This is a genomic window from Marinimicrobium sp. LS-A18 (genome assembly GCF_000463525.1).
GTDB lineage: Bacteria > Pseudomonadota > Gammaproteobacteria > Pseudomonadales > Cellvibrionaceae > Marinimicrobium > Marinimicrobium koreense.
Map to the genome: position 1 here is coordinate 42042 of NZ_AWEP01000003.1, position 21607 is coordinate 63648.

A 21607-nucleotide genomic window follows, 5' to 3' on the forward strand; every position below is an offset into this window, starting at 1 on the left:
TCGTATCCTTTAACTGTTCAGATCATCAGGAGCTGCAGGAGAGCATAGAGCAGCCCGCCTTGCGCCGGGCCCATTCGGGTCGGCGGGCAAAGTAAGCGGCGTGCTCCGGCTGTTCATCGTAGGGATGACGCAGAAGTTCCTGCAGCCGGTGAATTTCGCTGAAATCCCCCGCTTCGGCCCGATCAATGGCCTGCTGGGCCATGTAGTTGCGCAGCACGTACTTGGGATTGGTGCGGTTCATCTGGGCACGCCGCTGAGCGGCTTCGGTACCGTGCAGTACCCGGTCCTGAATCAACCGGTCCCGATAGCGACGCAACCATTCGGCCATGGTGTGCTCGGCTTCGAAGGTCGGTGGCTGATAGTAGGCTTCCAGGACCGGCTCCAGCAGCTGAGCGCTGTCCGCCTCCTCTCCGTGAGTCTCGCCATCCAGATGGAAATCCGCCAAGCGGCGGAAGAAAATTGTCATATCGATTTCGGCGCTCTGCAATACCTGCTGCAGTTCAGACACCAGCACCGAGTCCCCATCCTCCCAGCGGCTCAGGCCCAGCTTCGCGGTCATATCCCGCTGACAGCAGCGCTGATATTCCTCGCGATAGACATCCAGCACCGCCTGCAGGGGCTCTACCTCGCCAATCAGCGGATGAATGGCATTGGCCAACTGAGCGAGATTCCACAGTGCCACCTGGGGTTGAGCGCCGAATCGATAGCGACGCCCCTGGGCGTCGGTGGTGTTGGGAGTCCAGTCCGGGTCGTAGCCTTCGAGCCAGCCATAGGGGCCGTAGTCGATGGTCAGTCCCAGGACCGACATATTGTCGGTGTTCATGACCCCATGGACAAAACCCACCCGCATCCAGTGGGCCACCATCTCGGCAGTGCGCACCGCCACCTCTTCCAGCCAGCGCAGGTAGGTGTCACGGCCCGGCGCGCCGAGGTGCGGAAAGTCTGTCTGTATGGTCACGTCGAGCAGCTGCTGGAGCAGATCATGCTCCTGGCGGGCCGCATGCAGTTGAAAGTGGCCAAAGCGGGTAAACGATGGGGCCACCCGGCAGACCACCGCGCCGGGCTCCCACTGGACATTGCCGTCGTAGAACATGTCCCGCTCGACTTTATCGCCGGTGAGCACCAGACTCAGCGCCCGGGTGGTCGGAACGCCCAGATGATGCATGGCTTCACTGCAGAGAAACTCGCGCACCGAGGAGCGCAGCACCGCCAGACCATCGGCGCCCCGGGAATAGGGCGTGCGCCCCGCACCCTTGAGTTGCAGGGTCCAGTGCTCACCCGCCTCGTTCAGGATTTCGCCCAGATTGATGGCCCGGCCATCACCCAACTGCCCGGCCCAGTGACCAAACTGGTGACCACCGTAGACGGTGGAGTGCGGTTCCATACCGGGCAACAGCGCGTTGCCGGCGAACACCTCGGCAAACGCCTGGCTGTCACAGTCTTCAGGCAGGAACCCGAGCGTATCGGCCACTTCGCGGGCGTAGGCAACCAGAGTCGGTTCACTGGCCCGGCGCGGGGCAACCCAGCTGTAGCTGGCGCCGGTGACCGGGCGCGGCACATTGTCCGCCACCGGGTCGGCCGGCAAGGCCCTCAACCAGCGGTTATCGAATTGGGGAAGGTGACGAAATGAAGAGGAGGTATCGGTCATGGGGCCAGTATATCATCTGGCCCCGACGCGGGGGTTAATGGACGCGGCGACGGGCCGCCCAGAGGCCACCGAGACCGATCAGCAGCAAGACGAAGCCACCAGCCTCGTTGACCGAAACGGCTGTATCCCGGAACTGCAGGCTGTCCATGGCGAAGATGCCACCGGCAGCGTCAACGACCAGCCTGGAAACATTGGTAAAGTCAGCCGCAATCCAGAGCGGCTGGTTTTCGAAGTCCGGGTTGATCTGCGCGTCGACCAGCTCGCCGACCTTATTGCCCTGACCATCATAAGCCACCAGGGTAATCCAGAACGACATGTTGTTGTAATTGCTGGTCGACGCGAAATAGGCCCCCATAAAATCAAAGGGATTATCGCGGGTAATTTCCAGGTTACTTTCGAACCCCTGATTGAACAGAAACTGGCTACCACTGTGCGCCGCATCGCCGAACCCCGACATACCGGACTCGCCCAACCCCCAGCGACTGTCCCAGTTGAACCCCGCATAGCCTTGTTCGGACACACTGCCTTCTGAGGGGTCCAGATCATCAAAGGTGATCAGATCGGCGCTCGCCAGGGGCGCTCCAAGCAGAAAAGCTATAGCCAGGCCCTTGAGCCAACGCTGTGTGAAATGAATTCCGTCTTTCATGAGTCCAGGTCCGTGTCGCATGCCAATGTTGGTGGGTTTAAGTGCCAACCCGATATGGCGTTTAATGCAACGAAAGAGCCAACCCAAAAAAAATCATTAAAAACAAAAGGTTACAGAAAAACCGATATGCGCGAACGTCAAAATGCTACTTTTGGCGCCATTTCTGTAAAGCCCTTCGACAAAACCCTCCCCGTCAGAACCCGCGCCAAGCCAATGAATCCGGGGCCTCGTCGGGCAAATTGACAGCCCCTGCCCGCCCCTTCGGTCACCCGCTCCTTGACGCTCCGGGTGACTGCTCTTAACCTAGGCGCCCTTTGAGTTACTGGGCGAGCCCAACTATGACCTACTGCCTGGCCATCAACGTCGAGAACGGATTGGTGTTCTGTTCGGATTCACGCACCAACGCCGGGGTCGACCAGGTGAGCACCTATAGCAAGATGTACCGCTTCGGAATCGAGGGCGAACGTCAGTTTGTGGTGCTCTCGGCGGGTAATCTGGGCACCACTCAGGCGGTGATTTCCCGCTTGAAGCGGGATATAAAGGATGACGCCGAACAGAGCCTGAAGACGGTGGAGTCCATGAGTGACGCCGCCGAGTATCTGGGTGAGGTCAACCGCGCCCAGCAGGAAAAACACTCCGATAACACCAGCGCCAACTTTGAGGCGAGCTTTATCATCGGCGGGCAGATCCAGGGCGAGAAGCCCCGGGTGATGATGGTGTATCCGGCGGGCAACCATATCACCACGTCGAAAGACACCCGCTATCTGCAGATCGGGGAAAGCAAGTACGGCAAACCGATTCTGGACCGTATCCTGACCGCCAAGACCGACCTGGACACCAGCGCTCTGTGCGCCCTGGTCTCCATGGACTCCACCATGCGCAGTAACCTGACGGTGGGGCCTCCCATCGAGCTGCTGCGCTACGAGAAGGACTCCTTCACCGGTCAACACAACCGCTTCGATGAAGACGACGAATACCTGCGGGAATTGAAAAAGGCCTGGGACGCGCGTCTGGTGGAGGCGTTTGTGCAACTGCCGCCTATTGACTGGCAGCCGCAATCACCCGATGAATCACACGAAGCTTAGCGATCACTGAGTCGGTCAGCACGAACGGGTAGGCGTCCGGCAAGCCCATACTGCGGTTCAGAGCGTTGAGCACCACGGTCAATTCCACCCAGCTCTGGACCAGCTCGTCCACCGAATCCGTCGCCACCACGGGGGCGGAGCCAAAGGCCCGGGCGGTGTCTAGGGTATCCCACATGTGCAGGTAGTGCGCCCAGGTTTCGGCCCAGTCTTCCAACGGGTGTGAACAAGCATAGGCGCTGATGTGGGTACCCTGCCAATTCGGGTTTCCCCCCTGCTTATAATGGCTTTTCAGCGCTTGCTGATAATCCACGTGGGGATTGCCAAACACCTCGATCACCTCCTGCTCCCAGGCCGTCCCCCGCACCAGCAGATCGTAGTAATAGTGACCGCTCTCGTGGCGAAAGTGCCCGAGAATGGTCCGGTAGTACTCCCCCAGTTGCTGGCGAATCCGCTCCCGGTAGGCATCGTCCGCCTCGGCCAGGTTCAGGGTGATCAACCCCATGGCGTGGCCGGTGGCCACATAGGATTCACGCACATTGGCGTTGGAGCGGCTGTCCTCCAGGAACGCGAACTGCAGGCCGATTTTGGGCGCCTCATGCCGCCCCTGCACCGGCAGCCCGAGCTGCATCAGGGTGTAGATCAGATGGCGTTTGGCCGATTCCAGCTTGGCCCAGTGGCGCACATTCCCGGGGCGTTCCAGGTGCGGCACAATCTTGTTCAATCGACAGGAACGACAGTAGCGGTGACGATCACCGGCGGGCAGCACCCAGTTGCAGCTCTGATACTCGATGTGATTGCGACAGTCGTGAAAGCGTTCGCCCGAGGCACTCACCAACACTCCGTCGGCTTCGCGGATCAGCGCCACCATATCCTGCCGCTCGGGATCAAACCGCAGCAGGCGCCCGCAGTTCAGGCACTCGCTATTATCAAAGAAAATGCGCTGGCCGCAGGTGCACTTGAAGTCTTTCATAGGGGTTATTGGCTCTGGGCCTGAGGGGCGACAGGCAGGAACCAGGTATTGGCAATCTGCCGGTGAATATCCGCCACTTCCAGTTGCACGTTGTCGACATACTCCTGAAGGCCGGATTCGAGCAGCTCGGGGATGTTGGCACTGCGCAGGCGACGGCGCACGCCGGTCACCGCCCGCAGGGCTTCATCACTGTTGGGCAACTTGTGCAGGCAGGATTCCAGCTCACCCAGGCTGTGGGACACTGAGCGCGGAAACATACCGTCCTGCAACAGAAAGGTCACCACATCCTCCGCGTTCACCCGGTCCTGCACATGCTGGCTGTACATCTGATAGGCGCTGAGCGAGCGCAACACACTCATCCAGAGAATATTGTCGTAGGGCTCCAGTACATCTTCCTCACCGCTGAGGTGGGGCAACAGGTTCGCCGAGCCGGCATCGACAATGCGGGTGGTCATATCGGCCCGCTCCAGATTGCGTCCGATGCGGATGAAGTCATAGGCGCTGTTGTGACTCATACAGCCCGCCAGCAGACCGGTGAACTGCTGAATGCTGGCAATGACCGTATGCAGCACGCGGTTGCGCTCGCGCCGGGCCACCGACTTGGACAGATTGTCCTTCACCTCGAGATACAGGTTGTTGATCAGCTCCCAGGCTTCCATGGGAATGATTTCCCGGGTGATACGCGCATTCTCCCGCGCCCAGCTCAGTGAGTTGAGCAGCGAGGCCGGATTGTCGCGATCCGACAGCATGAAGCGCACCACCGTGCGCTCATCGGCTTCCTCGGTATCGCCCCGATTGAAGTAATCGCCGGTGCCACTGATTTTGATCAGTGAGCCCCAGCCCACCCGGATACCCCGGGGCAGATCCATCAGCAGGTGAGAATTGACGTTGACCAGGCGCGCCACGTTTTCGCTGCGCTCCATGTATCGGCTCATCCAGTAAATACGTTCTGCAACTCGTGACAACATCTTATTTATCCCCCTCAACCACGATCCAGGTGTCTTTACTGCCACCCCCCTGGGAGGAGTTCACCACAAAGGAGCCCTTGGTCATCGCCACCCGGGTCAGGCCACCGGGGGTGACATGATGATCCCTCCCCTGAAGAATGAACGGCCGCAAGTCGATGTGCCGCGGTTCGGCGTTGCGCGGCGTCACCACCGGCGCGGTGGACAGGGACATCAACGGCTGCGCCATATAGTTGCGCGGATTGGCCTTGATTTTCTGGGCGAAGGCTTCCCGCTCTTTCTTGCTCGCCTGGGGCCCCATCAACATACCGTAGCCGCCGGACTCATTGGCCGGCTTGACCACCAGTTTGTCGAGGTTGGCCAGCACATAGTCCCGATCCTTTTTGTCGTTGCACAGATAACTGGGCACATTGGGCAGAATCGGGTCTTCGTCCAGGTAGTATTTGATCATCTTGGGCACGTAGGTGTAGACCAGCTTGTCATCCGCCACCCCTGCGCCGGGGGCATTGGCCAAGGCGACATTGCCCTTGAGCCAGGCGCGCATCAGCCCCGGTACACCCAGCACCGAATCGGGATTGAACATCTCCGGGTCGAGAAACAGGTCATCGATCCGCCGGTAAATCACATCCACCCGGGCCAGGCCATTGATGGTGCGCATGTACACCATGTCGTCTTCCACCACCAGGTCGCTGCCCTCCACCAGTTCCACACCCATCTGTTGGGCCAGGTAGGAGTGTTCAAAATAGGCGGAGTTGTAGATGCCCGGAGTAAGTACCACCACTTCGGGAAACTCCATGGGGCGCGGCGAAATCGCCGCCAGGGTATCGAACAGTTGGTTTGGGTATTCGGTCACCGGCAGAATGGTGTGGTTTTCAAACAGCTCCGGCAGCACCCGCTTGGTGACCTTGCGGTTCTCCAGCATGTAGGACACGCCCGAGGGGACCCGCAGATTGTCTTCCAGGACGTAAAACTGCCCTTTCTCGTCGCGAATCAGGTCGGTGCCGCAGATATGCGCCCAGACGCCAAACGCCGGCTTCATGCCAATGCACTCCGGCCGGAAGTTCTTGGAGTCCGCCAGCAGCTCTTCCGGGAAGACACCGTCCTTGATGATCTTGCGCTCGTTGTAGACATCGTCAATAAAGCAGTTCAGTGCCTTGAGGCGCTGGATCAGGCCGCGCTCGGTTTTCTCCCACTCGCGCTGGGAAATCACCCGGGGAATGATGTCGAAGGGCCAGTCGCGGTCAATATTGCCCGCGTCGCTGTAGACGGTGAAGGAGATCCCCATGGTCTTGATCGCCAGCTCGGCGGAGAGCTTGCGCTCCTGAAGCTCCTCACCGCTGAGGGAGGCGAGGTAGTTGGCCAGATGGCGGGCCGCTTTGCGCGGGTTGCCGGGGGAGCTGATCAGTTCGTCGTAGAAGTCGCCACAGGCGTATTCGCGCCAGTCAATCTGCATAGCCGGATCCCTACTGCTGTGAGTGATGCTCGCGCTGCAAAAGCGCGGAATCATTGACGATAGCAGCTCAATCCACAAAGGCCAAGCGGGATTCCTGCTTCCCTGCGCAGGGTAGACGCCACTATCTGGGCGGATCAGGAACCAACGCCGAGCTGTTGTTCACCCGGAACCAGCCCGCAATGCTATAGCGCTCACGCTGGGCGGGACGGACTTCGTGGGGGAACACTTCGCTGAGGAAAATCACCAATTTGCCGTATTCGGGACGGACGCATTCCAGCTCGGACTCACCGTCTTCGGCATATATCACCAGCTCGCCACCGTCATTCGGTTGCCATTGGGGGTTGAGATAAAACACCGTGGACAGCACCCGGTTGGACTGCCCCTTGAACGCATCCAGGTGTTTCTTGTAAAAGGCGCCGGGCGGGTAGCTGGCAAAGTGGGCTTCGTAATCAAACAGCCCGAGAAACAGGCGGCGGTTGAGCCCCTGGCGCAGTTGCTCCATCCAATCGAGAAAACCGCCGGCGCCCTCGCTCTGCCCCTGTAACCAACAGATTTGGTCCGAGCGCACAAACCGGTTAACCTGAAAGTCGTCCTGACGGCCAATACCGGCCGGTTTGAACTCGGCACTGTCGAGCTGTTTGAGTTCAATAAACAGCCGATCCACCAGTGCCGGAGGGACGGCGGCGGGGATCACCGCATAGCCTCGGGTTTCCAGTTGCTCGGCGATATAATCCAGCGTGTCGCCGTCGGAGGGGCCCCGGGGCGGTAGGGGTTGGGTGCTCAATCGTGATCCTGCCTATACGTTCAGGGGCGCCATGGGGCCGGCGCCGTCAGACGGCTATATACCGTAAATTAACGCGGAATACACGCTTTTCAATCGCGAACCCGGCAATTTTATGAAGTACTCATGGCTCGCCGCCTTAAAGGCCCACTACACTGGCTCTCTGGAGCAGGGCTTCCGCCAGTTTCGGCTGGGGGTTTCGCTGTTCTTTCTCGGCGTGGTTGGGCTGTATATCGCGAATACGCTGATCGAACCATCGATCGAGCAGGAGCTTGTGGTATTGGCGAGCTTACTGGCTGGGGGGGCGGGCTTTATCTGGGCCATGATGGCCCACCTGCGGATGCTGATCGGGCGGCTGATCCGCTTTTTCAGCCGCTGAGAGATCAGCCGCCAGCGATGGCGTCCGGACTCAGTTATCCGAGCCCGGCTTGGGGGCAAAATTGCTATAGGGGAACTGGGTGACCTTCTCGCCCTTGAATTCACTGATCTTGCCCGCGCCTTCCTTTTCCACCTCATCGATACGGACGATGGCGTGCATGGGAATATAAGAGCGCTTGACCCCGGCGAATTCGTTTTTGAGCTTCTCTTCCGACGGGTCGACCACCAACTGGCTGCGCTCACCGAAAACGAACTCTTCCACTTCGATAAAGCCGTACATTTCGCTCTGATAGATGGCGCAGGCAAAGACCTCATAGACCTGGCCCTGATTGACGAAAATGACTTTGTAGACGGGTTTTGCGGCCATAGTACTGCTCGGGTTTTCCAGACAAATCGAAAGGGCGCGAAGAATAGCACAAATCCCGTGCTGAATAGACCCATTTTTGGGTAGATTTTGATCAATCTATGGGATTTCAGGCCCAAGATCGCTATAATGCGCGACCTCGAATTTGACCATTTTTTAACCAGGTTGTTGCCATGACCACCGAGCACAGCACCCCGACGCCGAAAAAACTCTATATCAAGACCCACGGCTGTCAGATGAACGAGTACGATTCCGCCCGCATGCGCGACCTGCTGGGCGAATCGCACCAGATGGTGGCCACTGAAAACCCGGAAGAAGCGGACGTGATCCTGATCAACACCTGCTCCATCCGGGAGAAGGCCCAAGAGAAGCTGTTCCACGAGCTGGGCCGCTGGAAGTCACTGAAAGACGCCAAACCGGACCTCAAGATCGGCGTGGGCGGCTGTGTGGCCAGCCAGGAAGGGGAAGCCATCTCCAAGCGGGCGCCTTTCGTGGACATGATTTTTGGCCCCCAAACCCTGCACCGCCTGCCGGAAATGATCGAGACCCCCCGTGGCGACAGCGCTGTGGTGGACATCAGCTTCCCGGAAATCGAGAAGTTCGACCACCTGCCCCAGCCAGAGTCCGACGGGGTCAGTGCCTTTGTCTCCATCATGGAAGGCTGCTCCAAATACTGCACCTTCTGCGTGGTGCCCTACACCCGGGGCGAGGAAGTCAGCCGTCCGGTCACCGATGTGCTCGCCGAAATCGTGCACCTGGCCGGTCAGGGCGTGCGGGAAATCAACCTGCTGGGCCAGAACGTCAACGCCTACCGGGGTGAAAACAGCGACGGCACCGTGGTCGACCTGGCCGAGCTGATCACCTACGTCGCCGCCATCGACGGCATCGACCGCATCCGTTTCACCACCTCTCACCCGCTGGAATTCAGCGACTCGCTGATTGATGTCTACAACGAAGTGCCGGAGCTGGTCAGCCACATCCATCTGCCGGTACAGAGCGGTTCAGACCGGATTCTGATGGCCATGAAACGCGGCCACACCGCTCTGGAATACAAGTCCAAACTGCGGCGCCTGAAGGCCAACCGCCCGAATATCAGCTTCTCCTCGGACTTCATCATCGGCTTCCCGGGAGAAACCGACGTGGATTTCGAGGCCACCATGAAACTGATTCATGATATTGGCTTTGATACCTCCTTCAGCTTCATCTACAGCCCCCGCCCAGGCACCCCGGCGTCGGATCTGCCGGACGAGACGCCGATGGAAGTGAAGAAAGAGCGTCTGAAAATTCTGCAGACCCGTATCACCCAGCAGGCCCAGGACATCAGCCGCAAGATGGTGGGCAATACCGAGCGGGTGTTGGTGAGCGGGTACTCCAAGAAGGACCCGGGTCAGTTGTCCGGGCGCACGGAGAACAACCGGGTGGTAAATTTCCGCTGCGATGACCCGGCGTTGATCGGCAAGTTTGCGGACATTCTGATCGAAGAGGCACTGCCGAATTCGCTGCGCGGGACCTTGTTGAGCTCGGAGTTGGATCAGGGTTGGGCAGCTTGATACTTCGTCAGAGATTGACTTCGTAGGGAGTCCGGACACGCTACCGGACAAGGGGTGACGGCGGATGCGGGCTTCGCCCTTATCCGCCCTACTCATATCACGGCAGGTCGCGTAGGGCGGATAAGCGCAGCGCATCCGCCGTAACCAAGCGAGACGCTACTTCAGAGGGCGCGGCGTCGGGTGACCTTTTGGCAAACCCTCGCTTCAGGGAAGAAGCGAGGGAGCTACACGGACGTATTCATCGCGTTTTGCCAAAAGGTCACCCGGCGGCGGGCCTGGACGATCTGACAGGCACCAAGCCCCTTATAACCCAGGGTTCGCAAAACCACCCGGACTAAGAAACAAACGGCCGAAGATTTGCCTTTTCGCCGTCATTTTTATGGTTTAGGCTTAAAGTAAGTCCATACACAGGAGAACGACACCTCATTGAATAGTCACGCAGTAACCAGCCCCGACGCCGTCACCCATCGGGTGACCCTGGAACCCGACGACAACCGCCGTCTCGCCAGCCTCTGTGGTCAATTCGACCAGCACCTGCGCCAGATCGAAGAGCGCCTCAATATCCAGATTCGCAACCGCGGCAACCAGTTCGCGCTGACCGGTGATGCCCAGACCACCGAGACCGCCGCCGAACTGCTCAAAAGCCTCTACCGCGAAACCAACACGGCGGAGCTCACCCCCGACGAAATTCACCTTGCCCTGCAAACCTCCGGTATTGAGGAGCTTATGGACCAACTGAACGACCGCGTGACCGACGAGGGTGCCGCTGAATCCGGCACCGGTGGCGATCAGGCCTCCGGCGGCATGACCCTGATTCGCACCAAAAAGTGCACCATCAAACCCCGGGGCGGCAATCAGCAGCGCTATGTTAAGGCCATCCAGGCCAACGACATCAACTTCGGCACGGGGCCGGCCGGTACCGGTAAAACCTACCTGGCGGTTGCCTGCGCGGTGGAAGCCCTGCTCAAAGACGAAGTCGAACGGATTCTGCTGGTGCGCCCGGCGGTGGAAGCCGGCGAGAAGCTTGGCTTCCTGCCCGGTGACCTGGCCCAGAAGGTGGACCCCTACCTGCGGCCGCTGTACGACGCGCTGTTCGAAATGCTGGGTTTTGAAACCGTCGGCAAGCTGATCGAGCGCAACGTGATCGAAGTGGCGCCCCTGGCCTACATGCGCGGCCGGACCCTGAGCAACGCCTTTGTGATTCTGGATGAAAGCCAGAACACCACCCGGGAGCAGATGAAAATGTTCCTGACCCGAATCGGCTTTGGCTCCACCGCCGTCATCACCGGCGACCCCAGCCAGATCGATCTGCCCAAAGGCCAGAAATCCGGGCTGCGGCACGCCATTGAGGTGCTGTCGAACGTCAATGGCATCAGCTTCACCCACTTTACCGCCAAGGACGTGGTGCGCCACCCGCTGGTGCAGCGCATCGTGGAAGCCTACGACGCCTTCGACGAGAGCAACCCGGACGACTGACGTGCCCCTGACCATCGATATCGCCGTCGCCTCCGTGGACGGCGGCCTCCCCTCTTCCGAGCTGATCGAACGCTGGATTGGCGCCGCCCTTGAGGCCGGTGCCCCCCGGCCCGACGCCGAAGTCAGCGTCTGTATCGTGGACGAGGCCGAAAGCCAGGCCCTCAATCACCGCTATCGGGGCAAGGACAAACCGACCAACGTCCTGTCCTTTCCGGCCGAACTGCCCGAGGAGCTGGAACTGCCCCTGCTCGGCGATCTGGTGGTCTGTGCTCCGGTGGTGGCGAGGGAAGCAAAGGAACAGGGCAAAAGCCCCGAGGCCCACTGGGCCCATATGCTTGTGCACGGGACCTTGCATTTGCTAGGTTATGACCATATTGATCCGGAGGAAGCCGACCAGATGGAAAGCCTGGAAACCCGGATTCTCACTCGGTTAAACTACCCGGCGCCTTACGACGAGGCACCGATACCCGGCGAAAGCCAACCAACAGGACAGATTCAAACCCATGAACGATGACCCTCCGAGTAGCAGCCTTCAGACCCGCTACTCCGATAAAGCCGATAAAACCGACCGATCGGACAAGACCGAACGCGCCGACCGGTCCTGGTTGCACAAGTTGATGCAGGCCTTCAATGGTGAGCCGCAGTCCCGCGAGGAGCTGCTGGAAATCATCAAAGAAGCCGCCAACAACAAACTGCTCGACCAAGAGGCACTGAGTATCATCGAGGGGGCCCTGGACGTCTCGCTCCTTCAGGCGCGGGAGCTGATGATTCCCCGCTCCCAGATCGTCGCCATCCGTATCGACGAAACCCCCAAAGAGTTTCTGCCCAAGATCATCGAATCCGGCCACTCCCGCTTCCCGGTGATTGGCGAGAGCTTCGATGACATCAAAGGCATCCTGCTGGCCAAAGACCTGCTGCGCATGATGCTCGAAGAGAATACCGACTTCAGCCTGGAGTCGATCCTGCGCCCGGCCAACATCATTCCCGAAAGCAAGCGGGTGAACGTCCTGCTGCGGGAATTCCGGGAAAAGCGCTACCACATGGCCCTGGTGATCGATGAATACGGCGGTATCGCCGGTCTGCTGACCATTGAAGACATTCTCGAGGAGATCGTCGGCGACATCGAAGACGAAACCGACGAGGAAGTCAGCGACGAGTTCATCAAGCGGGTCAGCGATACCGACTTTATCGTCAAGGCCCTGACCCCCATCGACGACTTCAACGACTACTTCGATGCCGGCCTGAGCGAAGAGGACTTCGACACCATCGGCGGCATTCTGATGCAGGAGTTCGGGCACCTGCCCAAGCGCAACGAAGTCGCCACCATCGACAACTTCCAGTTCCGGGTACTTTACGCGGACAACCGCCAGATCCATCTGGTGCGGCTGACCCTGATCGAATAACCCCATGACCGAACTGCGAGCGGCGCTGGCGCGCCTACCGGGCTGGGCCGCCTGGCTGCTGTGTGCGACGGCCGGCGGGCTGGTCCCCCTGAGCTTTGCCCCGTTTGACCTCTGGCCACTGGCGCTGCTCGGCCTGGTGGCCTTTGCCCTCTTGTTGGATCAACAGAGTGGCCGCACCGCCTGGTGGCGCGCCTGGGGATTCGGCATCGGCCTCTACGGGGTTGGGGTGTCCTGGATCTTTATCAGCATCCACAGCTTCGGCAATGCCTCGGCCCCACTGGCGGCGGTCATGACCGGGCTGTTTGTGCTGTTTGTCGCTCTGGTGTTCAGCCTGCCGTTTTACCTCTATGGCCGCTGGTTCAGCCAGCACCCACTTGGCCCCCTGCTCGCCTTCCCTGCCCTTTACCTGTTGGGTGAGTGGCTGCGCGGCTGGCTGCTGACCGGCTTTCCCTGGCTGTACCTCGGCTACGGCCACCTGGATACCTGGCTGGCCGGTTGGGCGCCAATTGCCGGGGTACTGGGGCTGAGCCTGATCCTGGTGTTGACCGCCAGCGTCATCGCTCAATGGCTCCTGCGCCCATCCCGCCCGCGCACGCAAATCGCTGCCACTCTCCTGGTGTTTGGCCTCTGGCCCATCGGTTGGGGGCTGAACCAGATTGAATGGACCCAGCCTCAGGGAGAGCCGGTCACCGTCGGTATGATCCAGCCCAACATTCCCCAGGACCGTAAGTGGGACCCGACATTTTTTGAGCCCACTCTGAAGCGGCTCGATGGCCTGAGCGAAGACCTCTGGGACAACGACTGGCTGATCTGGCCAGAAGCGGCCATTCCCCGGGTGTACCACCAGATGCTGCCCTATCTCGAAACGCTCAATGAGCGCGCGGAGGAGACCGAGACCGGCTTTATCACCGGGATCATTTTCGATGAGCGACGCAAAGGGGAGTACTACAACAGCGTGGTCGGGCTCGGCCCGGCGCTGGGGATCTACCACAAGCGCCGGCTCGTGCCCTTTGGGGAATACGTGCCGCTGGAGGATTGGTTGCGCGGGCTGATCGACTTCTTTGACCTGCCCACCTCCATCATCAGCCGCGGCCCCTGGGAGCAAAGCGGATTGCAGATTGGCGATGTGGGAATCTCCGCGTCTGTCTGTTATGAAGTCGTGTACCCGGACCTGGTGGCCCGCAGTGCGCGGGATCGGCAGGTGCTGCTTACCATCAGTAATGACGGCTGGTTTGCCGACTCCATCGGTCCGCTGCAGCATATGCAGATGGCCCGGATGCGGGCGCTGGAAACCGGGCGGCCGATGATTCGGGCCACCAATAATGGAGTCAGCGCCTTTGTGGGTCATAAAGGTCAGATTGAAAAGCGGGCCGAGCAGTTTGTGCAGACGAATCTCGAGGGCAGCGTGCAGCCCCGAACCGGCAGCACGTTGTTTATGAGGTGGGGGAGTTGGCCTGTGGCCATAGTATGCGGGATCGTGTTGGTGTTGTTGCGGGTGTTTCCGCGGCGGTAAATTTGGGAAGCGGCGGATGCGGGCTTCGCCCTTATCCGCCCTACGCGGAGTGGCGTGGGTTGCGTAGGGCGGATAAGCCGAAGGCGCATCCGCCGTCACCAAAAAACAAATTACGGCTTACCGCACCCACTCAAGGTATTGATCGGAATCTTGAAATACCGGGTGCCGTTATCCTCCGCCGGCGGGAACTGGCCCGCCCGGACATTCAACTGCACCGATGGCAGAATCAACCGCGGCATTCCCAGGGTCGCATCTCGCTCCTCCCGCAGCTGCACAAATTCGTCTTCGCTTTTCCCCTCACCGACATGGATATTGCCCTTGCGTTGTGCCCCCACGGTGGTTTCACACTGGTGGTCGCGCTCCTCACCCGGGTAGTCGTGGCACATGAACATCCGGTATTCATCCGGAAACTCCAGTAACTTCTTCACCGAGCGGTACATCCGGCGCGCATCGCCGCCCGGAAAGTCACAGCGGGCCGTGCCCCGGTCCGGCATAAACAGGGTGTCGCCAACAAAGATCGCATCGCCAATCCGCCAGGCCATATCCGCCGGGGTGTGGCCGGGGGTGTAGATCACCTCCCCCTCCAGCTCGCCAAAGGTGAAGGTCTCCCCTTCGGCAAACAGTTTGTCGAACTGACTGCCATCGGGCAGGAATTCTTTCTCGAAGTTGAAGATCTTGCGGAAGATTTCCTGCACCTGGACGATCTGATCGCCAATGGCCAGCTCGCCGCCGACCTGCTCGCGCACAAAGGGCGCAGCGGAGAGGTGGTCCGCGTGGGCGTGGGTTTCAAAAATCCAGTCGACCGTCAGTTGTTTCTCGCGCACGAAATCCACCAGCCGCTGGGCGCCCTCGGTACTGGTCTGGCCGGCCTTTGGGTCGTAGTCCAGCACCGGGTCGATCACCGCGGCGTGGCCGCCTTCATGGTCATAGACCACGTAGCTGAAGGTTTCGGTGTCCGGATCGAGAAAGGGTTCAACCAAAGGTTGTTTGGGCATGGGGCCTCCGGTGTTGGATGTTTGATGTTCGGGTTGCGGCCGGGGGGCGTTGGGGCGGCGAGGCTTGGTTACGGCGGATGCAGCGTGGTTCGGTTACGGCGGATGCGGCCTGCGGCCTTATCCGCCCTACGCAACCTGTCGGGGTATCTGTTCGTAATCGCTACTTACGCCTCGGCCTGCTCGGGCATCAACCCCGGGCAATAAATGGACTGCAGCACCCGGATCACGCGCATGGCCTTGTCCCCCGTCAGGCGGTAATACACCGTCTGGGACTCCTTGCGGGTCGCCACCAGGCCCGCCCGGCGCAGGTTGGCCAAGTGCTGGGACAGGGCCGATTGGCTGAGGGGAATGTGCTCGTTCAGCTCGCCCACGGACATCTCCCCGGCTCCCAGGGTGCACAGCACCATCAACCGGTGTTCATTACTCATCTGTTTGAGCAGGTCGGCCGCGTCGCGGCTGTGGGCCTGCATTTCTTCCAGGCCTGCGTTGAATGCGTTCATCTCAAGTTCCCGAACCGGTCGTTACGATACGCCCACTACACCGCAAAACCTCCGACTTGTCAATATTTCTAATTTAGATTAATCTAAATTAGAAGATTTATCGATTTTGTGGTGACAGCATTCCCACCATCGGCTATATTTATTAGAACAATCTAATTTACTGCTGGCCAGCAGAAGTTGCTTCAACCGGAGAGTACACCAAAGGCAGGGGACCAACTTAGCTACTTATCGCCAGTTGAAGCGAACCACGGGTTTTACCCGACCAATCAATGAGGAAGCCACTATGAGTCTTGAACGTGCTGTCACCGCTTTCGCCGGTTTTATGGTCCTGCTGTCCGTTGCCCTGACCTACTGGGTTCACCCCGGTTTTGTCTGGCTGACGGTCTTTGTGGGCGCCAATCTGTTTCAGCAATCCTTCACCGGATTCTGTCCGGCGGCGTCGTTTATGCGTAAGGTGTTTGGGTTGAAGACCGAGGCGGAACTGGCGAGGTTATAGACATTACGGCGGATGCAGCGTGGCTTGGTTACGGCGGATGCGGCCTGCGCCCTTATCCGCCCTACGCGAGCTGCCGTGGTTTACGTAGGGCGGATCGGTCCGACGTATCGGAGCGAAGCGCATCCGCCGTTCCCCACGCACAACGACCGAAACATGCGTAGGGCAGATCGGTCCGACGCCTCGGAGCGCGAAGCGCATCCGCCGTTCCCCACGCACAACGACCGAAACATGCGTAGGGCGGATCGGTCCGACGCCTCGGAGGGCGAAGCGCATCCGCCGTTCCCCACGCACAACGACCGAAACATGCGTAGGGCAGATCGGTCCGACGCCTCGGAGCGCGAAGCGCATCCGCCGTTCCCCACGCACAACGACCGAAACATGCGTAGGGCGGATCGGTCCGACGCCTCGGAGGGCGAAGCCCGCATCCGCCGTAACCCCACCTTACCCGCTGACCTGAAACGCACTGGTCAGGTGATGCAGATTCGACGCGGTGCTGCGCAGTCGATCCGAGCTGCTGTGTAGGGCCCGGATCACCTGCCGCATGTCATTGCTGGCCCCCACCACCTCGCGGGTCTGTTGCCCGTGTTCCTGGCTGTGGGCTTCAATGTGGCGGATGATCTCAAACATCCGCTCCACAATCCCGTGCAGCTCGGAGTTATCGGACGAAGCATCGCTGGCCAGTTGCAGCCCCCGATCGACATCCGCCACGCTGCTTTCCATGAAGGTGGCCGCTTGCGCCGCCTCTTCCTGAATGGTGGCAATCTGCTGTTCAATCTCTTTGGCCGCATCGGCGGTGCGTGCCGCCAGGCCCCGCACCTCATCGGCCACCACGGAAAAACCTCGTCCGTGTTCACCGGCGCGAGCCGCTTCAATCGCCGCGTTCAGCGCCAGCAGATTGGTCTGACTGGTGATATTGCTGATCAGAGAAACCATGCCTCCGATTTCCCGCGTCCGTTCGTTCAACTGATGAATGGTGCGCGCGGAATTCTCCACGGCATTGCGAATCGCCTGGGTACCGGAACTGGCGGACTCAAACTGGGCCCGGGCCTCTCGCACCACGGTTTCCATGACCTGTTTCATTTCGGTGGCGGTGCCGGAGGCGTTGCTGATTTCACCGATCTGTTCTTCCAACAGGCTCAGCATCTGCTCCATGGCGGCGGTCACCTGAGTCATGGTGGCATTGGCGCTGTCATTGCGCTGAAGCATCTGCTCACTGTTCTGCTTGACCTCGTTGGCCGAGCGGATCACCGAGCCGATAATGCCATCCAGATTGTCGATAAAGCTGTTGGTCCAACGCCCCAGATCGCCGGTTTCATCGGCCACCAGTTTGCGGGTATCCAGGCGCTGTTTGAGGTTGCCACCGCCCTCGCCCAAGGCGTGAATGATTTCCGTCATTTTCCCCAGGCGCCGGGCAAGACGCCTAGGCCCTCGGGCCAGAAAACTCCAGGCGCCCACGGTCAATGCTCCAGCGGTCGCGAGGTTGATGGTCCACAAGGGCCAGTCGCTCCAGGCGTGCAGTGCCATATTGCCGCCGAACACCAGCAGCAGAGGCAACAGCAGCAATCCCATAAATCGGTAGGTAATGGAGCGAAAGCGATACACCTCCTCCAGGTCCCCTTCGCACATCATGCCCCAGCGGTCTTTGGAGCCCTTGAGGGTAAAGGTTACCCCCTTACCGATCACCGGAATGTGACGGTAATCCGAATAACCCGGATAGGTGACAAACAGGTTCTCGCCGTTGCGGATGGTTTCGCGGACGCCGGGGTGCAACTGGCCGGTGGCCGGGTCGGTAAAGCGGATTTCGAATTCGGTGTGTCGCTTGACCCCCACCACGCCCCAATCGGTGTGAATACCGCTTTTGAGGTTTTCGCCGTGGGAGAACGTACTGTCTTCAAAGCGGGACCGTGACAGAGCCGTCCCAGGAACGATGCGCCGATCAAAACCCGGTTCCACCATAAACAGATAGTTGTCACCGGACTCGGTAAAAATATGCCCCGCTTCCCGTTGAATCAGATCGCCGAGTACGTCATTGGGAACCCGGGCGCAGACACAGCCGATGGCTCCGTCCGCCAATTCCACCGGCTGGTAAAACATCAGGGTCACTTCGTCGTGAAAGCGCGACGAGGAGGGGCCAATATCCAGCGTGGTGCGATCCACATAGGGCCCGTGCAGAAACGCCCCTTTCAATCCCTCCTCCAGGGCCCGGGCATCCAGGTCACGTGCACCGACTCTGGCGCGATAGCTGGAGGCCAGCACTTTGCCGGTGTCGTCCACAACAAACAGCTCCGATGCATCCACCCAGCGCTGAAGCTGCTGTGGCAATAAGGTATCCCAGCGGGTTGGATCCTGCTCTACGCTGGCCGCCAGGGACACCATCTGCTCCCACTGACCGTCCACCCACTGGTTGAGGATGTTGATTCGCGTCTGGGCGACGCTTTCAAAGGCCTGCTCCATCAGCGCATAGCGATTGCGGTTGAGCCAGCAGGACCAGCCCATGCGCACTTTACCGGTAGCGCCAAACCAGTTCAGCCAGCGCCGTTCAGCGCCGGACAGATTCATACGAGTACTTCTTAAACTCATTGAGTCATTCCAATTTGCGGGTTGATACCCCAAGCCATAGCAGGAAACAGGCCAATCGAAAGACGGTGAATAAGGCGCCAAGCCGCTCTGTTTGCACCGAATCGGTGCCAGGCTTGCATCAGCGACCCGTTCGGTGCACCTTTGTGAGGCAGAATAATTGTCAGGCCCGACACAGACCGACCCGGTGAGGAGGCTTTAACCGACCCGAGTTTCCGGCTATTCTGGCGGTCTGACACCGGGACCAAGGATCGCCATGTACCACCCGTTTTTCGGCCTTCAGGAGCCGGCCTTCGCCATCGCCGTCAACCCGCGCTACCTCTATATGAGTCAGCAGCACCGGGAGGCCCTCGCGCACCTGTTGTTTGGCCTGCGCGGCGGCGGTTTTGTGCAACTGACCGGCGAAGTGGGCACCGGCAAGACCACCATCATCCGCTGCCTTCTGGAACAGCTTCCGAGCGACACCGACATCGCCCTGATTCTGAACCCCATGGCCTCCGTGCCCGAATTACTAAGTACCATCTGTGACGAGCTCGGCGCCCGCTATATCTCGGACGACGACACCAGCATTAAAACCCTGACCGATGCGCTCTATGATCGGCTGCTGGACAACCATGGGCGCGGCCGCAAAACGGTACTGCTGATCGACGAGGCACAGTCGCTCAGCGCCGAGGCACTGGAGCAGATCCGGCTGCTGACCAACCTGGAAACCCACACCGAGAAACTGCTCAACATCATTCTGGTGGGCCAACCGGAATTGTGTGATCTGCTCGCTCAGCCCTCCCTGCGCCAGCTCGCTCAACGCATCACCGCGCGCTTCCACCTGAACCCACTGAGCCGGGAAGAAACCGCCGCTTACATTCAGCACCGCCTGCAGGTGGCGGGCCTGGCCAGCGGCAGCACCCTGATTCCCGAGGACATTCAGACGGAAGTGCACCGCTTCAGCGGCGGCATTCCCCGCCTGATCAATATCATTTGCGAGCGCATGTTGCTCGGCGCCTACGGGCAGAACCGCAACGTCATCGACCGGGAGCTGTTTCGCCAGGCTCGGCGGGAAATCACCGGGGAGCCCGCCTCGGACCGACCCAGCACAACAGCAGCGCCGACACCAAAGCGGGCACGGCCAGCGTGGTTGGCCAGTGCCATCGCGGGGTTTGGGGGTATCACATTGGGCGCCCTGCTGTTTGGCGGCCTCGGCAACGAGCTGCCCTGGCAAGCGACACCGGAGCCGGAACCGACCGTCCCGGAACTCAGCGCCGCCTCACTGTCCGTTGCATCGGAAGTGCCGCCCACAAATCTAACCGCCCCGGACGCGACCGGATCGGTCGACACCGATTCCGAGGCGATGCCGAACACAGATCCCCCGGCGCTACCGGATCGGCCCTGGCCCCGGAAACTGGATGATGCCCTTCGCCACCTGGCCGACCACTTCAGCCTGAGTGTACCCACCGCCGGCAGCCCCTGCACCGAGAGCCCCGCGCCGGGCCATGCCTGTGGGCGACGTATGCTCACCACCTGGAACGAGCTGATCGAACTGGACCGCCCCGGTGTGCTGACCCTGATCACCCCGGAGCGCAAACTCGCTTACATCCCGCTGTTGGGCCTCAATGACCAACAGGCATTGACCTGGCTGGACGGTCGTCCGCAGACCGTTGACTGGGCCGATGTCGCGCAGCTCTGGACCGGGGAGTTTCACCATTTCTGGTTCCGCCCCGCCGGTTTTGACGGCGGCCTCAGCCCCGGCGAGCGCGGTCCCGCCGTCCGCTGGCTGGCCGAGCAGTTTGCCGAACTGGACAGTGAAGCGGAGCCTCTGAGCCGGGATCGCTATAACCAGCCCCTGCAGGCCCGGGTAGAGATTTTTCAGCGCGCCGAGGGGCTGACCCCGGACGGACTGTTCGGGGAAAACACCCTGAACCAACTGGCACGACGACTCGGGCTGGACCCGGGATTGCTGCCAATTGCGGAGGCGCCCTGATGTCCATGATTCTGGACGCCCTGCAACGGGCCGATCGGGAGCGGCGCCGGGACGAATCGCCGGCACAGGCGCTGCCCCCAACCTCCGCACTGGCAACACCCCCACCGGTTCAGCCCCGGCCAACGGGAGCCAGGCGCAAATGGGGGCTCCCAGTGGCCATTGCAGGATTGGCCACCGCGGGACTGCTGGCCTACTGGCTATTCAGAGGCGCTGAGCCGCCCGAACCCACTCCCCCGGTGGAGGCAACCGCAAGCGCCCCTACCCCTGAAAACACAGCGGAGACGAGCATCACCGAGCCCCAGCGACCGGGGGTTGAACGTCTCTACCAGGCCCCCGCTCGTCCCGAACCGTCGGACGACTCCATTGCCTCGTTGTACCGCCGGGCCCAGGCGCCAGAACCGACCCGCCCCGAGGTGACCCCATCGGAGGCGGCCACCGAGCGCCTCGCTCCGTCGCGCGACAGCGCCAGTGTCACACTCAACGACACACCGGAGGAGCCGTCTTCATCTCGCCAGGAAGCCGAACCAGAGCCACAACCGGCCACCACACCGAGGCCGGCTGTTCCGGGGATTCGGGACCTGTCCTGGAGCCTGCAACAGGACATTCCGTCGTTGAATTACCAGGCCCACCAATACCGGGAAGGGGAAGGCAGTACCGTAACCATCAATCAGCGCGAGTATCGCACCGGTGACCGGATTGCGACCGACCTGCGCATTGAGCGAATAGAAGAAGACGGGGTGGTGCTGACGTTCAAGGGGCAATCATTCAAATTGCAAGCCTTGAACAGTTGGATCAATATGTAGGCGCACTCTGTTTCCTTTTCATCTGACAG

21 protein-coding genes are annotated in these 21607 nt (G+C 60.3%); 11 read left to right on the top strand and 10 right to left on the bottom strand.

Annotated features, from left to right (window positions below):
• Nucleotides 1-25: 25 nt before the first annotated feature.
• Nucleotides 26-1648: a YdiU family protein gene (locus N645_RS0106495; RefSeq protein WP_024460694.1), complete on the bottom strand. Its 1623-nt coding sequence runs from the start codon at nt 1646-1648 to the stop codon at nt 26-28.
• Between the two features lie 34 nt (nt 1649-1682).
• On the bottom strand, nt 1683-2294 hold the full coding sequence (locus N645_RS0106500) for a hypothetical protein (protein ID WP_024460695.1): 612 nt from the start codon (nt 2292-2294) through the stop codon (nt 1683-1685).
• A 12-nt stretch (nt 2295-2306) separates the two neighbouring features.
• On the opposite strand from N645_RS0106500, the gene N645_RS17940 reads away from it, so the two are divergent.
• Nucleotides 2307-2537 (top strand): hypothetical protein, encoded by a 231-nt coding sequence (locus N645_RS17940; protein ID WP_152521644.1) that lies wholly within the window; start codon nt 2307-2309, stop codon nt 2535-2537.
• 95 nt (nt 2538-2632) lie between these two features.
• Entirely contained in the window at nt 2633-3379 is a 747-nt protein-coding gene (locus tag N645_RS0106505) for a peptidase (protein ID WP_024460696.1), read from the top strand.
• On the opposite strand, the gene N645_RS0106510 is transcribed toward N645_RS0106505, so the two are convergent.
• The 4 genes from N645_RS0106510 to N645_RS0106525 form a co-directional block, all read right to left on the bottom strand.
• Nucleotides 3333-4349 carry a putative zinc-binding metallopeptidase gene (locus N645_RS0106510; RefSeq protein ID WP_024460697.1) on the bottom strand — a complete coding sequence of 339 codons (1017 nt, stop codon included), beginning with the start codon at nt 4347-4349 and terminating at the stop codon, nt 3333-3335. The two genes, N645_RS0106505 and N645_RS0106510, sit on opposite strands and share 47 nt — an antisense overlap.
• A gap of 5 nt (nt 4350-4354) precedes the next feature.
• The gene (locus N645_RS0106515; RefSeq protein ID WP_024460698.1) at nt 4355-5317 is read right to left on the bottom strand and encodes an alpha-E domain-containing protein; all 963 of its coding nucleotides are present in this window, start codon (nt 5315-5317) and stop codon (nt 4355-4357) included.
• 1 nt (nt 5318) lies between these two features.
• The gene (locus N645_RS0106520; protein WP_024460699.1) at nt 5319-6767 is read right to left on the bottom strand and encodes a circularly permuted type 2 ATP-grasp protein; all 1449 of its coding nucleotides are present in this window, start codon (nt 6765-6767) and stop codon (nt 5319-5321) included.
• A 121-nt stretch (nt 6768-6888) separates the two neighbouring features.
• Complete coding sequence (locus N645_RS0106525) at nt 6889-7551, bottom strand: 2OG-Fe(II) oxygenase (protein ID WP_024460700.1); 663 nt, start codon at nt 7549-7551, stop codon at nt 6889-6891.
• Nucleotides 7552-7663: 112 nt separating this feature from the next.
• On the opposite strand from N645_RS0106525, the gene N645_RS0106530 reads away from it, so the two are divergent.
• A complete protein-coding gene (locus N645_RS0106530) occupies nt 7664-7927 on the top strand; it encodes a hypothetical protein (RefSeq protein WP_051174332.1) in 264 nt (87 codons plus the stop codon).
• Between the two features lie 30 nt (nt 7928-7957).
• On the opposite strand, the gene N645_RS0106535 is transcribed toward N645_RS0106530, so the two are convergent.
• On the bottom strand, nt 7958-8293 hold the full coding sequence (locus tag N645_RS0106535) for a DUF1820 family protein (RefSeq protein WP_024460702.1): 336 nt from the start codon (nt 8291-8293) through the stop codon (nt 7958-7960).
• 170 nt (nt 8294-8463) lie between these two features.
• Here N645_RS0106535 and miaB point away from each other — a divergent pair, with 170 nt between their 5' ends.
• The 5 genes from miaB to lnt all read left to right on the top strand — a co-directional run bounded on the left by miaB (nt 8464) and on the right by lnt (nt 14232).
• Entirely contained in the window at nt 8464-9840 is a 1377-nt protein-coding gene (miaB, locus tag N645_RS0106540) for a tRNA (N6-isopentenyl adenosine(37)-C2)-methylthiotransferase MiaB (RefSeq protein WP_024460703.1), read from the top strand.
• 426 nt (nt 9841-10266) lie between these two features.
• Nucleotides 10267-11316: a PhoH family protein gene (locus N645_RS0106545; RefSeq protein ID WP_024460704.1), complete on the top strand. Its 1050-nt coding sequence runs from the start codon at nt 10267-10269 to the stop codon at nt 11314-11316.
• Between the two features lies 1 nt (nt 11317).
• Nucleotides 11318-11830 carry an rRNA maturation RNase YbeY gene (gene ybeY, locus N645_RS0106550; RefSeq protein ID WP_024460705.1) on the top strand — a complete coding sequence of 171 codons (513 nt, stop codon included), beginning with the start codon at nt 11318-11320 and terminating at the stop codon, nt 11828-11830.
• Nucleotides 11820-12719 (top strand): HlyC/CorC family transporter, encoded by a 900-nt coding sequence (locus N645_RS0106555; RefSeq protein ID WP_024460706.1) that lies wholly within the window; start codon nt 11820-11822, stop codon nt 12717-12719. Before ybeY ends, N645_RS0106555 begins: the two co-directional genes overlap by 11 nt.
• A 4-nt stretch (nt 12720-12723) precedes the next feature.
• Nucleotides 12724-14232, top strand: a complete 1509-nt coding sequence (lnt, locus tag N645_RS16690) for an apolipoprotein N-acyltransferase (protein ID WP_036160384.1) — start codon at nt 12724-12726, stop codon at nt 14230-14232.
• A 110-nt stretch (nt 14233-14342) separates the two neighbouring features.
• On the opposite strand, the gene N645_RS0106565 is transcribed toward lnt, so the two are convergent.
• Together N645_RS0106565 and N645_RS0106570 are read right to left on the bottom strand one after the other, a co-directional pair.
• The gene (locus N645_RS0106565; RefSeq protein ID WP_024460707.1) at nt 14343-15227 is read right to left on the bottom strand and encodes an MBL fold metallo-hydrolase; all 885 of its coding nucleotides are present in this window, start codon (nt 15225-15227) and stop codon (nt 14343-14345) included.
• Between the two features lie 164 nt (nt 15228-15391).
• Nucleotides 15392-15727 carry a metalloregulator ArsR/SmtB family transcription factor gene (locus N645_RS0106570; protein WP_024460708.1) on the bottom strand — a complete coding sequence of 112 codons (336 nt, stop codon included), beginning with the start codon at nt 15725-15727 and terminating at the stop codon, nt 15392-15394.
• Between the two features lie 283 nt (nt 15728-16010).
• On the opposite strand from N645_RS0106570, the gene N645_RS0106575 reads away from it, so the two are divergent.
• Nucleotides 16011-16223, top strand: coding sequence for a DUF2892 domain-containing protein (locus N645_RS0106575; protein WP_024460709.1), 213 nt, complete (start codon nt 16011-16013; stop codon nt 16221-16223).
• A 441-nt stretch (nt 16224-16664) separates the two neighbouring features.
• Here the strand turns inward: N645_RS0106575 and N645_RS0106580 are convergent, their stop codons facing one another.
• The gene (locus N645_RS0106580) at nt 16665-18782 is read right to left on the bottom strand and encodes a methyl-accepting chemotaxis protein (protein WP_036160387.1); all 2118 of its coding nucleotides are present in this window, start codon (nt 18780-18782) and stop codon (nt 16665-16667) included.
• Nucleotides 18783-19056: 274 nt separating this feature from the next.
• Between N645_RS0106580 and N645_RS0106585 the strand changes: the two genes are divergently transcribed.
• Nucleotides 19057-20775 (top strand): ExeA family protein, encoded by a 1719-nt coding sequence (locus N645_RS0106585; protein WP_024460711.1) that lies wholly within the window; start codon nt 19057-19059, stop codon nt 20773-20775.
• Complete coding sequence (locus N645_RS0106590; RefSeq protein ID WP_024460712.1) at nt 20775-21578, top strand: general secretion pathway protein GspB; 804 nt, start codon at nt 20775-20777, stop codon at nt 21576-21578. Before N645_RS0106585 ends, N645_RS0106590 begins: the two co-directional genes overlap by 1 nt.
• Nucleotides 21579-21607 lie beyond the last annotated feature (29 nt).

Bases quoted from the DNA above. Each gene is read 5' to 3' on its own strand.
- N645_RS0106495 (WP_024460694.1), bottom strand. From the start codon at position 1,648: ATGACCGATACCTCCTCTTCATTTCGTCACCTTCCCCAATTCGATAAC.
- N645_RS0106500 (WP_024460695.1), bottom strand. From the start codon at position 2,294: ATGAAAGACGGAATTCATTTCACACAGCGTTGGCTCAAGGGCCTGGCT.
- N645_RS0106505 (WP_024460696.1), top strand. From the start codon at position 2,633: ATGACCTACTGCCTGGCCATCAACGTCGAGAACGGATTGGTGTTCTGT.
- N645_RS0106510 (WP_024460697.1), bottom strand. From the start codon at position 4,349: ATGAAAGACTTCAAGTGCACCTGCGGCCAGCGCATTTTCTTTGATAAT.
- N645_RS0106515 (WP_024460698.1), bottom strand. From the start codon at position 5,317: ATGTTGTCACGAGTTGCAGAACGTATTTACTGGATGAGCCGATACATG.
- N645_RS0106520 (WP_024460699.1), bottom strand. From the start codon at position 6,767: ATGCAGATTGACTGGCGCGAATACGCCTGTGGCGACTTCTACGACGAA.
- N645_RS0106530 (WP_051174332.1), top strand. From the start codon at position 7,664: ATGAAGTACTCATGGCTCGCCGCCTTAAAGGCCCACTACACTGGCTCT.
- N645_RS0106535 (WP_024460702.1), bottom strand. From the start codon at position 8,293: ATGGCCGCAAAACCCGTCTACAAAGTCATTTTCGTCAATCAGGGCCAG.
- miaB (WP_024460703.1), top strand. From the start codon at position 8,464: ATGACCACCGAGCACAGCACCCCGACGCCGAAAAAACTCTATATCAAG.
- N645_RS0106555 (WP_024460706.1), top strand. From the start codon at position 11,820: ATGAACGATGACCCTCCGAGTAGCAGCCTTCAGACCCGCTACTCCGAT.
- lnt (WP_036160384.1), top strand. From the start codon at position 12,724: ATGACCGAACTGCGAGCGGCGCTGGCGCGCCTACCGGGCTGGGCCGCC.
- N645_RS0106565 (WP_024460707.1), bottom strand. From the start codon at position 15,227: ATGCCCAAACAACCTTTGGTTGAACCCTTTCTCGATCCGGACACCGAA.
- N645_RS0106570 (WP_024460708.1), bottom strand. From the start codon at position 15,727: ATGAACGCATTCAACGCAGGCCTGGAAGAAATGCAGGCCCACAGCCGC.
- N645_RS0106575 (WP_024460709.1), top strand. From the start codon at position 16,011: ATGAGTCTTGAACGTGCTGTCACCGCTTTCGCCGGTTTTATGGTCCTG.
- N645_RS0106580 (WP_036160387.1), bottom strand. From the start codon at position 18,782: ATGAATCTGTCCGGCGCTGAACGGCGCTGGCTGAACTGGTTTGGCGCT.
- N645_RS0106585 (WP_024460711.1), top strand. From the start codon at position 19,057: ATGTACCACCCGTTTTTCGGCCTTCAGGAGCCGGCCTTCGCCATCGCC.
- N645_RS0106590 (WP_024460712.1), top strand. From the start codon at position 20,775: ATGTCCATGATTCTGGACGCCCTGCAACGGGCCGATCGGGAGCGGCGC.